General features: G+C 66.4%; 9 protein-coding genes. 7 read left to right on the top strand and 2 right to left on the bottom strand.

Annotated features, from left to right (window positions below; translation table 11 throughout):
* The 7 genes from ubiH (at nt 1) to gcvP (ending at nt 9,984) form a co-directional block, all read left to right on the top strand.
* On the top strand, nt 1-1,188 hold the full coding sequence (gene ubiH / locus THL1_RS27245) for a 2-octaprenyl-6-methoxyphenyl hydroxylase (protein ID WP_069086157.1): 1,188 nt from the start codon (nt 1-3) through the stop codon (nt 1,186-1,188).
* Nucleotides 1,189-1,239: 51 nt separating this feature from the next.
* Entirely contained in the window at nt 1,240-2,454 is a 1,215-nt protein-coding gene (locus THL1_RS27240) for a 2-octaprenyl-3-methyl-6-methoxy-1,4-benzoquinol hydroxylase (RefSeq protein ID WP_177343866.1), read from the top strand.
* Nucleotides 2,455-2,581: 127 nt separating this feature from the next.
* On the top strand, nt 2,582-3,583 hold the full coding sequence (locus THL1_RS27235; protein WP_069086155.1) for an extracellular solute-binding protein: 1,002 nt from the start codon (nt 2,582-2,584) through the stop codon (nt 3,581-3,583).
* Nucleotides 3,584-3,656: 73 nt separating this feature from the next.
* Nucleotides 3,657-5,276 carry an ABC transporter permease gene (locus THL1_RS27230; protein ID WP_069086154.1) on the top strand — a complete coding sequence of 540 codons (1,620 nt, stop codon included), beginning with the start codon at nt 3,657-3,659 and terminating at the stop codon, nt 5,274-5,276.
* A gap of 238 nt (nt 5,277-5,514) precedes the next feature.
* Nucleotides 5,515-6,597, top strand: coding sequence for a glycine cleavage system aminomethyltransferase GcvT (gcvT, locus tag THL1_RS27225; RefSeq protein WP_069086153.1), 1,083 nt, complete (start codon nt 5,515-5,517; stop codon nt 6,595-6,597).
* 43 nt (nt 6,598-6,640) lie between these two features.
* Nucleotides 6,641-7,030 carry a glycine cleavage system protein GcvH gene (gene gcvH, locus THL1_RS27220; protein ID WP_069086152.1) on the top strand — a complete coding sequence of 130 codons (390 nt, stop codon included), beginning with the start codon at nt 6,641-6,643 and terminating at the stop codon, nt 7,028-7,030.
* Between the two features lie 77 nt (nt 7,031-7,107).
* On the top strand, nt 7,108-9,984 hold the full coding sequence (gene gcvP, locus THL1_RS27215; RefSeq protein ID WP_069086151.1) for an aminomethyl-transferring glycine dehydrogenase: 2,877 nt from the start codon (nt 7,108-7,110) through the stop codon (nt 9,982-9,984).
* A 255-nt stretch (nt 9,985-10,239) separates the two neighbouring features.
* On the opposite strand, the gene THL1_RS27210 is transcribed toward gcvP, so the two are convergent.
* Together THL1_RS27210 and THL1_RS27205 are read right to left on the bottom strand one after the other, a co-directional pair.
* Nucleotides 10,240-10,548 carry a DUF2388 domain-containing protein gene (locus THL1_RS27210; RefSeq protein ID WP_069086150.1) on the bottom strand — a complete coding sequence of 103 codons (309 nt, stop codon included), beginning with the start codon at nt 10,546-10,548 and terminating at the stop codon, nt 10,240-10,242.
* A 103-nt stretch (nt 10,549-10,651) separates the two neighbouring features.
* Nucleotides 10,652-12,955, bottom strand: a complete 2,304-nt coding sequence (locus THL1_RS27205; protein ID WP_069086149.1) for a cytochrome c3 family protein — start codon at nt 12,953-12,955, stop codon at nt 10,652-10,654.
* Nucleotides 12,956-13,006 lie beyond the last annotated feature (51 nt).

The following is a 13,006-nucleotide window of genomic DNA, read 5'->3' as shown; positions in this document are numbered from 1 at the left end:
ATGCAGCGCAGCCAAGTCGCGATCATTGGCGGTGGCCTGGTCGGCGCCAGCCTGGCCCTGGCACTGCAGGACGGTGCGCGGGCGCGGGGGTGGAAGATCGTCCTGATCGAGCCCTTCGCCCCCGGCGACAGCTTCCAGCCCAGCTACGATGCCCGCTCCTCCGCGCTGTCTTTCGGCAGCCGGCAGATCTACGAACGCTTCGGCCTCTGGCAGGCCATCAGCCAGCGCGCCGAGCCGATCCTGCAGATCCATGTGTCCGACCGTGGGCGCTTTGGCGCTGCGCGCCTCTCCGCCCTTGAAGAGGGCGTCCCGGCCCTGGGATATGTGGTCGAGAACGCCTGGCTTGGCCAGTGCCTCTGGCAGGCGCTGGACGAGGAGGTGGTGACTTGGCACTGCCCGGCCGAAGTGGTCGGCATGCAGGCCCTGGAGGGTCGCTACCGCCTGATCCTGAATGACGAAACCCAACTCGATTGCGACCTGGCGGTACTGGCCGACGGTGGCCGCTCCGGCCTGCGCGAGCAGCTGGGCATCGGTGTGCATCGCACGCCTTACCAGCAGACCGCGTTGATCGCTAACGTGAGCCCGCTGGAGGCCCATCGTGGCCAGGCCTTCGAACGCTTCACCGACAACGGCCCGATGGCCCTGTTGCCGCTGCCGGAAAACCGCTGCGCGTTGATCTGGAGCCGGCCGGGCAACGACGCCGAGCGCCTTGCCAGGATTGACGAGCGGCGCTTCCTTGACGAACTGCAGGACACCTTCGGCTACCGCCTGGGCGCCTTCCAGCAGGTGGGCGCCCGGCATCTCTATCCGCTGGAACTGGTGGAAGCCGAAGAACAGGTGCGCTCCAACCTGGTGGTGCTGGGTAATGCCGCGCACAGCCTGCATCCGATCGCCGGCCAGGGTTACAACCTGTCGCTGCGCGACGCCCAGGCGCTGGCCGAAGCGCTGCTGGCCAGCGACAACAAGTTACCGGGTGATTTCGCCACCCTGCAGGGCTACCTGCAGCGCCAGCGCCTGGACCAGAACCTCACGGTGGGATTCTCCGATCAGGTGACCCGCCTCTTCTCCACCGCCGAGCCGCTGCTGGCCGCCGGACGCAACCTGGGCCTGCTCGGCCTCGACCTGCTGCCGCCGGCCAAGCGCTGGTTCGCCCGCCAGGCCATGGGCCTGGGCACTCGCCCGGACTGACCGGGCGTGCCGAACGCGGACACACAGGGAGCCTCAAGGCCTGATATGGAACTGCGCGCGGATCTGATCATCGTGGGCGCCGGCATGGTCGGCAGTGCGTTGGCCCTGGCACTGAAAGACAGCGGCCTGGACATCCTGCTGATCGACGGCAGCCCGCTCAGCATCAAACCCTTCGACTCGGCGTCGGCATTCGAACCTCGGGTCAGTGCCCTGTCGGCGGCCAGCCAGCGCATCCTCGAACGCCTCGGTGCCTGGCCCGGCATTGCCGCCCGGCGCAGCAGCCCCTACGGCGAAATGCATGTGTGGGATGGCTCCGGCACGGGACAGATCCACTTTGCCGCCTCCAGTGTCCACGCCGAGGTGCTTGGCCATATCGTCGAGAACCGCGTGGTCCAGGACGCCCTGATGGAGCCCCTGCACGACAGCGGCATCGGCCTGATGCCGGGGGCGCGTCTGGAGCGCCTGCGCCGTTCCGGTGATGACTGGTTGCTGACCCTGGAGGACGGTCGCGAACTGCGCGCCCCCCTGGTGGTGGCCGCCGACGGTGCCAATTCCGCGGTGCGCCGCCTGGCCGGCTGCGCGACCCGCGAGTGGGATTACCTGCACCACGCTATCGTCACCAGCGTGCGCTGCGCCGAGCCGCACCAGCGCACCGCCTGGCAGCGCTTCACCGACGACGGCCCGCTGGCCTTCCTGCCGCTGGAGCGGGACGGTGAGCAGTGGTGCTCCATCGTCTGGTCGGCAACACCGGCCGAGGCTGAACGCCTGATGGCCCTGGATGACGCCGGCTTCTGCCGCGAGCTCGGCCGCGCCTTCGAATGGCGCCTGGGTGAGGTGCTCGGCGCGGACCCGCGCCTGTGCCTCCCACTGCGCCAGCGCCACGCCAAACGCTATGTGGAAGAGGGCCTCGCGCTGATTGGCGACGCCGCCCATACCATTCACCCGCTGGCGGGACAGGGGGTCAACCTCGGCTTCCTCGATGCGGCGGTGCTGGCCGAGGTGCTGCTGCATGCCGCCGGCCGTGGTGAGCGTTTGGCCGACGAGCGCGTGCTGGCGCGTTACGAGCGTCGGCGCATGCCGCACAACCTGGCGATGATGGCCGCCATGGAAGGATTTGAGCGGTTGTTCCAGGCCAACCCGCTGCCCTTGCGCTGGCTGCGCAACAGTGGCCTGAAATGGGTCGATGGCATGCCCGAGGCCAAGGCGCTCTTCGTGCGCCAGGCCCTGGGGCTGGCTGGCGACTTGCCGGGCCTGGCGCGCGCCTGATACTGACAGCCCTCTCTCCCAGGGGGAGAGGGGAGGAAGGCATACACTCCCCGACATAAATACAACTATTTCTCGCAACTGAGGTTGACTATCATTCAGCCTTTGTCGCTATCAAGAGGCTCCAGCAATGCGGGTACGTCAGTCCCTTTTCGCGCTCCTTGCGCTGTCCGCCGCCGCTACTTCGGTGCAGGCCGCCGACGAAGTGGTGGTTTATTCCTCGCGTATCGATGAACTGATCAAGCCGGTATTCGACGCCTATACGGCCAAGACCGGTGTGCAGATCAAGTTCATCACCGACAAGGAAGCCCCGCTGATGCAGCGGATCAAGGCAGAGGGCGACAACGGCGTGGCCGACCTGCTGCTGACCGTCGATGCCGGCAACCTCTGGCAAGCCGAGCAGATGGGCATCCTGCAGCCCTTTACCTCGCCTGTGATCGACGCCAACATCCCGCCCCAGTACCGCGCCGGCAGCCATGCCTGGACCGGCCTGTCGCTGCGTGCGCGGACCATCGTCTATTCCACCGAGCGGGTGAAGCCGGAAGAGCTGTCCACCTACGAGGCGCTGGCCGACCAGAATTGGGAAGGTCGCCTCTGCCTGCGCACCGCGAAGAAGGTCTACAACCAGTCGCTGACCGCCACCCTGATCGAAACCCATGGTGCGGCCAAGGCTGAGGAAATCCTCAAGGGCTGGGTGAACAACCTGGCCACTGATGTCTTCGCCGATGACAACGCGGTGATCCAGGCAGTGGATGCCGGCCAGTGCGACGTGGGCATCGTCAACACCTACTATTACGGCCGCCTGCACAAAGAAAACCCTGACCTGCGGGTGAAGATCTTCTGGCCGAACCAGGCCGATCGCGGCGTTCACGTGAACCTGTCCGGCATCGGCCTGACCCGGCATGCGCCGCACCCCGAGGCCGCCAAGGCGCTGGTGGAGTGGATGACCACCGACGAGGCCCAGGGCTTGTTTGCCGGCATCAACCAGGAATTCCCGGCCAACCCGAAGGTCAAGCCATCGGCCGAAGTGGCCGCGTGGGGTAGCTTCAAGGCCGACAGCATTCCGGTGGAGGTGGCCGGCAAGCGTCAGGCCGAAGCCATCAAGATGATGGACCGGGTCGGCTGGAACTGATCCGCCACTCTGCCGCTATACTCGACGCCCCGGCCAGTCCGGGGCGTCCTGTTTCGATCCCCGAGAGGTTTGCGTGGCCCATCCCGCCCAGCGCCGCTGGTACCCCATCAGTTTTGCCGTCGCCGTCCTTGTACTGCTGCCACTCAGCGTCCTGCTACTGTCCTGGGGCGAAGTGGATGGGGAAATCTGGTCCCACCTCTGGGAAACCCAGATGCCGCGCCTGTTGGGCAACACCCTGGTTCTGATCCTGGGCGTCTCGGTGGGGGTGACGCTGATCGGCGTCAGTCTGGCCTGGCTCACCAGCCTCTGTGAATTCCCCGGCCGGCGTTGGCTGGACTGGGCGCTGATGCTGCCTTTCGCCGTCCCGGCCTATGTACTGGCTTTCGTCTTCATCGGCCTGTTCGATTTCTCCGGTCCGGTACAGACCCTGCTTCGCGAGTGGTTCGGCAGCGGCCTGCGGCTGCCGCGGGTGCGCTCCACCGGCGGGGTGATCCTGGTGCTGGTGCTGGTGTTCTACCCCTACGTCTACCTGCTGGCCCGTGCTGCGTTCCTGGCCCAGGGCAAGGGCCTGATGGAGGCCGCCCGGGTGCTCGGGCAGTCGCCCTGGCAGGCCTTCTGGCGCGTTGCCTTGCCCATGGCGCGACCGGCCATCGGTGCCGGCCTGGCCCTGGCCATCATGGAGACCCTGGCCGATTTCGGCGCCGTGGCTGTCTTCAACTTCGATACCTTCACCACCGCCATCTACAAGACCTGGTACGGCTTCTTCAGCCTTTCGAGCGCTACCCAACTGGCCAGCCTGCTGCTGCTCGGTGTCTGCCTGGTGCTCTACGGCGAGCGGCGCGCCCGTGGCGCCAGCCGTCCGGCCAGCGAGCGGCCGCGGGGCAAGGCGCTCTATCACCTGCACGGCATCAAGGCCCTGGCGGCTACGTTCTGGTGCTCCCTGGTATTTGCCTGTGCCTTTGTCATTCCCATGCTGCAGTTGCTGGTGTGGTTCTGGCTGCGGGGTCGTTTCGACCTAGACGAACGTTACGCCGGCCTGATCCTGCACACGCTTTATCTCGGCGGCATGGCAGCGCTGCTCACCGTTTGCGTGGCCCTGCTGCTGGCCTTCGCCCGGCGTCTGGCACCGACCCGCCCGGTGCGTGCGGCGGTGGGCCTGGCCAACCTGGGCTACGCGCTGCCGGGCTCGGTGCTGGCGGTGTCCATCATGCTTGCCTTCAGCTACCTCGACAGCCAACTGGTGGTCCCGCTGTCCAGCTGGCTCGGCGGTGCCGGCAAGCCGCTCTTGCTGGGTAGCCTCGGCGCCCTGCTGCTGGCGTATCTGGTGCGCTTCATGGCGGTCGCCTACGGGCCGCTCGAAAACGGCCTGGCGCGCATTCGCCCATCGCTGCCGGAAGCTTCCCGTAGCCTGGGGGTTGGCGGGCCAGCGCTGTTCTTCCGGGTTTACCTGCCGCTGCTGGTGCCCGGCACCCTCAGCGCTGCGTTGCTGGTGTTCGTCGACGTGCTCAAGGAAATGCCCGCCACCTTGCTGATGCGCCCCTTCGGCTGGGACACCCTGGCCGTGCGCATCTTCGAAATGACCAGCGAAGGCGAGTGGGCTCGCGCTGCTCTGCCCGCACTGACCCTGGTACTGGTCGGCCTGCTGCCGGTGATCGGCTTGATCCGCCGTTCGGCACGACGGATCGGCCACTGATCGCTGTCGGTAGGGTGCGCTGAGCGCACCAGCCCTTGGCATCGGTCCCTCAAACGGTGCGCATGGCACACCCCACGGGCTTTCAGCAGCTCCCTGCGCGGGCCGCCAGCCGGAGTGTCCAGTCACCTACCTTGCGGCTACAATGCGCGCCATTCGTTGCGGCCCGGCCCGCTGCGGTCGCGGATGACTCCGCGCCGCCGACCCGCCGCATCCTCGCCAAGCCCGGAAGGAGAAACCCATGGGACAGCGCACTCCACTCCATGACCAGCACGTGGCACTGGGAGCCAAGATGGTCGATTTCGGCGGCTGGGACATGCCGCTGCACTACGGCTCCCAGGTCGAGGAGCACCATCAGGTGCGCCGCGATTGTGGTGTCTTCGACGTTTCCCACATGACCGTGGTCGACGTTGCCGGTGCCCAGGCCAAGGCCTGGCTCCAGCACCTGCTGGCCAACGACGTCGAGCGCCTGCACGCCCCTGGCAAAGCCCTCTACAGTGCCCTGCTCAACGAGCAGGGCGGGGTGATCGATGACCTGATCCTTTACCTCACCGGCTTCGGTTATCGCCTGGTGGTCAATGCCGCCACCCGTGACAAGGACCTGGCCTGGATGCTGGCGCGCAGCCAGGGTTTCGACGTCCGGTTGACCGAGCGTACCGACCTGGCGGTGCTCGCCATCCAGGGCCCCAGCGCCCGCGCCAAGGTATCCGAACTGGTCAGCATCGAGCGGGCCGCGCTGATTCATGAGCTCAAGCCGTTCCAGGGCCTGCCTGAGGGCGACTGGTTCATCGCCCGTACCGGCTACACCGGCGAAGATGGTCTCGAAATCATGCTGCCCGCCGATCAGGCCGCCGACTTCTTCAACGAACTGGTGGGCGCCGGTATTGCCCCCATCGGCCTCGGCGCCCGCGATACCCTGCGCCTGGAAGCCGGAATGAACCTCTACGGCCAGGACATGACCGAGGAGGCCTCCCCACTGGTTTCCAACATGGCCTGGACGATTGCCTGGGAGCCCGAGTCCCGCGACTTCATCGGTCGCCAGGCCTTGGAGGCCGAGCGCGCCGCCGGCGTGGCGAGCAAGCTGGTCGGCCTGGTGCTGGAAGAGCGCGGCGTGCTGCGCGCCCACCAGGTGGTACGCGTGGACGGTGTGGGCGAAGGCGAAATCACCAGCGGCAGCTTCTCTCCTACGCTGAACAAATCCATCGCCATGGCCCGCGTGCCGATGGCCACCGGCGAGCGCGCCGAAGTGGAAATCCGCGGCAAGTGGTTCCCGGTTCGCGTTGTGCGACCGAACTTCGTGCGCAATGGCAAAGCCTTGATCTAAATTTTCAGGCGGGCCATCCGCCACAGTCTCTGAGGAATTCGACATGAGCAACATCCCCGCTGAACTGCGTTACGCCCCCAGCCACGAGTGGGCCCGTCTGGAAGCCGATGGCACCGTCACCGTGGGCATCACTGACCATGCCCAGGAAGCCCTGGGCGATGTGGTTTTCGTCGAGCTGCCGGAAGTCGGCAAGACCCTGGCCGCTGGTCAGGAAGCTGGCGTGGTGGAGTCGGTGAAAGCCGCTTCCGACATTTACGCGCCGATCGGCGGTGAAGTGATCGCTGTGAACGACGCGGTCAGCGATGCGCCGGAAAGCGTCAACAGCGACCCATACGGCTCCTGGTTCTTCAAGCTCAAGCCGAGCAACGTTGCCGAACTGGACAAACTGCTCGATGCCGCCGCTTACAAGGCAGCCTCCGACGCCGATAGCTGATTCACCCGCTATCCTTCAAAAAGCCTCGCTAGTCGAGGCTTTTTGCTTTTCTGATGCGGCGAAATGAGGTCCTGCCCATGTCCCAGATGCCCTCGCTGTCCCAGCTCCAACAGCCCGACGCCTTCCTCCGCCGCCACCTGGGGCCGGACGAGGCGGAACAGCAGGCGATGCTCGAGGCCCTGGGCCTGGTCAGCCGCGATGAGTTGATCGTGCAGACCGTGCCGCCGGCCATTCGCCTCAACCGGCCCCTGGAGCTGCCGGCGGCGCTGGACGAGCAGGGTGCCCTGGCCAAACTGCGTGGCTACGCCGAACAGAACCAGCTATGGACCAACCTGATCGGCATGGGCTACTACGGCACCCTCACCCCGACGGTGATCGTGCGCAATGTGCTGGAAAACCCCGGCTGGTACACCGCCTACACCCCTTACCAGCCGGAGATCGCCCAGGGCCGGCTGGAGGCGCTGCTGAACTTCCAGCAACTGACCATTGACCTCACGGGGCTCGATCTCGCCAGCGCGTCCTTGCTGGACGAGGCCACCGCCGCGGCTGAAGCCATGGCCCTGGCCAAGCGCGTGGCCAAGGCGAAGAGCAACCTGTTCTTCGTCGACGAAGACAGCCACCCGCAGACCATCTCCGTGGTGCAGACCCGTGCCGAGGCGTTCGGCTTCGATCTGGTGGTGGATCATGTGGATAACCTGGCGCAGCACCAGGTGTTCGGCGCCTTGCTGCAATACCCGGATACCCACGGCGAAATCCGCGACCTGCGTCCGCTCATCGAGCACCTGCATGGGCAGCAGGCGCTGGCCTGCGTCGGCGCCGACCTGCTCAGCCTGTTACTGCTCACGCCACCCGGCGAGCTGGGGGCCGACGTGGTGTTCGGCTCGGCCCAGCGCTTCGGCGTGCCCATGGGCTACGGCGGCCCCCATGCCGCCTTCTTCGCCACCCGCGACGAGTTCAAACGCGCCATGCCGGGACGGATCATCGGCGTTTCCAAGGACGCCCGTGGCAACGTCGCCCTGCGCATGGCCCTGCAGACCCGCGAGCAGCACATCCGCCGCGAGAAGGCCAACTCCAACATCTGCACGGCCCAGGTGCTGCTGGCCAACATCGCCAGTTGCTACGCCGTCTACCACGGTCCTGAAGGGCTCAGGCGCATCGCCCAGCGGGTCCACCGGCTCACGGCCATCCTTGCCGAAGGGCTGATGCGCCGGGGAATCCAGCGGGACAACCAGTACTTCTTCGACACCCTGACCCTGGACGTCGGCGGCAGCCAGACCGCCATCATCGAATCGGCCAAGGCGGCGCGCATCAACCTGCGCATTCTCGGGCGCGGAAAGCTTGGGGTGAGCCTCGACGAAACCTGCTCGGTGGACACCGTGGAGCAGCTGTTCTGCATTTTCCTCGGTGCCGACCATGGCCTGTCCGTCGCCGAACTGGACGAGAGCGTGATCATCGGGGGAATTCCGGCGGACCTCGCCCGCAGCAGTGGCTATCTCAGCCACCCGGTGTTCAATGCCCACCACAGCGAAACCGAGATGCTGCGTTACCTCAAGCAGCTGGAGAACAAGGACCTTGCGCTGAACCAGGCCATGATCCCGCTGGGCTCCTGCACCATGAAGCTCAACGCCACCAGCGAGATGGTCCCCATCACCTGGCCGGAGTTCGCCAACCTGCACCCCTTCGCACCCCGCGAGCAGGCGTTGGGCTACAAGCTGATGATCGACGAGCTGGAAGCCTGGCTCTGCGCCATTACCGGTTTCGACGCCATCTCCATGCAGCCCAACTCCGGCGCCCAGGGCGAGTACGCGGGGCTGCTCGCCATTCGCCGCTACCACGAGAGCCGAGGCGAGGGGCACCGCAACATCTGCCTGATCCCGGCCTCGGCCCACGGCACCAACCCGGCCTCGGCGCAAATGGCGAGCATGCGCGTGGTGATTGTCGAGTGCGACGAGGCCGGCAACGTCGACCTCGACGACCTCAAGCGCAAGGCTGGCGAAGCGGGTGGCCAGCTTTCCTGCCTGATGGCCACCTACCCCTCGACCCACGGTGTGTACGAGGAGGGCATCCGCGAGATCTGCGAGGTTATCCACAGCCACGGCGGCCAGGTCTACATGGATGGTGCGAACCTCAATGCCCAAGTGGGCCTGGCGCGACCGGCCGACATTGGCGCCGACGTGTCGCACATGAACCTGCACAAGACCTTCTGCATCCCTCACGGCGGCGGTGGGCCGGGCATGGGGCCGATCGGCGTACGCGCGCACTTGGCACCCTTCGTGGCCAACCACCCGGTCATCGAATTGAAGGGGCCACATCCGGAGAATGGCGCGGTCAGCGCGGCGCCCTGGGGCAGTGCGAGCATCCTGCCGATCAGTTGGATGTACATCGCCATGATGGGCCCGGAGCTGGCCGACGCCACCGAAGTGGCCATCCTCAGCGCCAACTACCTGGCCCGGCAGCTGGGCGACGCCTACCCAGTGCTCTACAGCGGACGCAACGGCCGTGTTGCCCACGAATGCATCCTCGACCTGCGGCCGATCAAGGCGGAAACCGGCATCACCGAGGAAGACGTGGCCAAGCGGTTGATGGACTACGGCTTCCATGCGCCGACTATGAGTTTCCCGGTGCCCGGCACCCTGATGGTCGAGCCCACCGAGAGCGAGAACAAGCACGAGCTGGATCGCTTCGTCGAGGCGATGCTGAGCATCCGTGCAGAGATCGCCAAGGTGCAGGCCGGCGACTGGCCGGCCGAGGACAACCCGCTCAAGCGTGCGCCGCACACATTGGCGGACGTGATCGGTCACTGGGAGCGGCCCTACAGCATCGAGGAGGCGGTTACACCCACCGCTCACACCCGCGCCCACAAGTACTGGCCGACCGTGAACCGCGTGGACAACGTCTTCGGTGACCGCAACCTGTTCTGCGCCTGCGTGCCGGTAGATGACTATCGCGAGTAGGCACATTCCCGGAATGTGTGGGCTTATTCAGAAGCCCGTTTCACGGCGTTGACCTGACTTCGGGCGGGCGTCAACGTGTGCCCCGCATTGCCTCCGCGCTGGCATTCGTCGGCGCGGGGCGTGCCCATCATGTGCTACCGGTGTGGGTAGCCAACTCCTGGGCCCCGCTGTCATGGCGGGGTTTTTTTCGTCTGTGGATAACTCAACAGAAAGCGCCCCGCGTGGATGGGGCCACGCGGAGCGCTTTTCGGAGGTTCACTCTTCGGTCGCGAGGATCGCGCTGGCCAGCTCGGCGTCGCTGGCCTTGAGGTCCGGGTGTTCGCTGCGGATGCGCTGCAGCGCGGCCTCCAGGTACGGGCCGCGGATTTCGCCGCCGCTGGCGACGAAGCTGCTGGCGTCGTCGCGAGCCGCGACTATCAGCTTGTCGTCCTTGAAGGTGAGGTAAGTCGAGGCGGTGGTGGCGCCAGACGAGATGACGTCGCGCCAGAAATCGCCATCGGCCATGGCCGAGCCAACGGGCAGGGTGATCAGGGCGAAAGCGGCTGCATACAGACGAGTGCGCATAGCGGTTACTCCGTTTGCGGGTGGACCTGAACTATCAGATTCGGCCGCTTTGCGCGGAGTTCCACCTTGCCGCCAGCCGGTCATGGCGACTCGCCAGCCAGAATCATTCCCGGCGAAGCGCCGGGTCATCCGGGTTCTGCTGTTCCAGCTCCGCCAGCAGTGCCTGGACCTTCTGGATCTGCCCGGCTTCGCGCCAGTAGTTGATCAGTGCCAGGCGGGCCTCGCGGTTTGCCGCGTCGCGCTCCAGCAGTTCCTCCAGGCGATGGCAGGCCGCCTCCAGCTCGCCACTGTCATGTAAGGCCACCGCATAGACGTAGTCGAACTGGCTGTTCTCCGGCTCCAGCCTCACCGCTTCGGCAAACGCCTTGAGGGCCGCCGGCAGATCACCCTTGCGCACCAGCATCAGGCCGTTGGTGTGCTGCAGCAGGGCCGACTGCGGATGGTCCTTGAGCCCCTGTTCGAGCAGGGCACGGCCTTCTTCCCAACGGAAGTTACCGTCCAGCCATTGCACCAGCGCCACCACTGCCGGCAAGTAGTCCGGATCGCGCTGCAGCGCTGTGCGCAGGTGCGACTCCACCGCGTCGGCGCGACCGTTGGCCTGATAGAGCAGGGCCAGGTTGAGGTTGACCTCGGCGCGCTCCTGCAGGCTGAGCTGCACGGCTTCGTATTCGGCGATGGCGCTGTTCCAGCTCGTTTCGTAGTTGCCCAGGCCCGTGCCACGCATGCCCAGCAGTTCGTAGGCGGCGGCGATGCGCACGGCGCGCACGGGGTCGATAAGCAGCGGCGCCAGCAGGTTGCGGCGCTGTTCCGGCGGAACCAGGGCGGCCACCGCCTTGACCGCTGCGGCGCGTACCTGCGGCGCCGGGTGGGTCAGGTCACGCGCGGCGGCCTTGAGGGCGCGCTCGCTGGGGTAGGTGGGCAGTTCGACCAACAGGGTGGCGCGCCGAATGGCGGGCAATTCGCGGGACTCCAACTGCTGGAACAATGCACGCGAGGCGCCCGGCCGGCCATTGCGGATCAGCCACAGACTCTCGTCATAGCGAGGGGCAGCGGCCTTGCTCTCGCCGTACCAGAGGCGGAACTGCTCGGCTACCGAATCGCCCGGCTGCTCGCTGTGGCAGCCCAGGCAGGCGTCCGTAGTGCCCAGACGCAGCGCGCGAGCTGGATTCGGCAGGGTGAAACCGTGGTCGCGGCGGTAGTCGTTGACCATGAAGAACTTGCCCGGCATGTGGCAATCCACGCACTGGGATCCGGCCTGGCCCTGGATGTGGTGGTGGTGCGCGGGGCTGTCGTAGTTCTTTGCCAGCAGGCCCTTGCCATCGACTCCCTCGACCTCGGTCTTGCCGGACGGGTTGTGGCACTGCAGGCAGACGCCATTGCCCGGTGCCTTGAGCGCTGTGCTATGGGGGTTGTGGCAGGTACTGCAGCGCACGCCCCTGGCGAACATCCGGCTCTGGGTGAAGGCGCCGTATTCGAACACCTCGTCCTTGATCTTCCCGTCCAGTTCATAGAGCTCGCGGGTCAGGGCGCTGGGCAGGTAGTCGTCCATCAGCCGCGCCTCGTGGTGGTATCCGTCGTCCAGGGGGGCGCGGCGGGAGTGGCAGCGGGCGCAGGTTTCCACCTCGGTGAGCTTGTTCGCCCGAGCCAGATCGACGGCGAAGCCGGCATTGGCCGCCTCCAGCTTCTTCGCCGCCCAGTCGAGATGGCGCGAGGCCGGACCGTGGCAGGCCTGACAACCGACGCCGAGGCTGTTCCAGCGGCTGGCGAAACTGTTCGTGGCAGGGTCGAAATTACGCTTGAAGCCGGTGGTGTGGCACTCCACGCACATGAAGTTAGCGTTCTGCTGCGGCCCGCTCCAGTGCAGCGGGTCCTTGAAGTCCACGCCCTGGCCCGGATAGAGATGGAACCAGGCCCGCTTCTCCACATCCCAGGCCACGCCCAGGGCTTGCAGGCGGCCACCGGGGGCCTCGATCAGGTATTGCTGCAGGGGGGCGACGCCGAAGGCGTAGGCAACGCGATAATCAGCCGGCTTCCCATCCGTGCCGGGGGTGTTGACCCAGAAACCGCCGTCTTTGCGGAAAAAGCGGGTGGTCTCGCCTTCGCCCTGGAAGGTGACGTCGCTGAAGTCGGCCAGCACGCTGGCGTCGGTGGCTTCCTGCATCGCCAACTGGTGGTGGCTGCCTCGCCAGTCGCTCGCCTGCTGGGCATGGCAACCGGCGCATTGGCCTTCGTCCACCATGCGCGCGGGCTGAATGCCGGCCTGAGGCGGCGCCTTGCCCGGCAGGGCACCGTCGCCCTTGAGGTAGAGCCAGACGCCCAGTCCGAGCAACAGCAGCAGGGCCGCCAGGACCGGGTAGACCGGGCGCCGGACAGGCTTGGGTGGGGGGATCTTGTGGTGCTTCGACATGCAGACATCCGCTGTGCTGGCAAGCGTGCTTCACGGTGGCGTGCAGGTTCG

This window comes from Pseudomonas sp. TCU-HL1, assembly GCF_001708505.1.
GTDB lineage: Bacteria > Pseudomonadota > Gammaproteobacteria > Pseudomonadales > Pseudomonadaceae > Metapseudomonas.
This window is presented reverse-complemented; position numbering and strand designations above follow the sequence as displayed.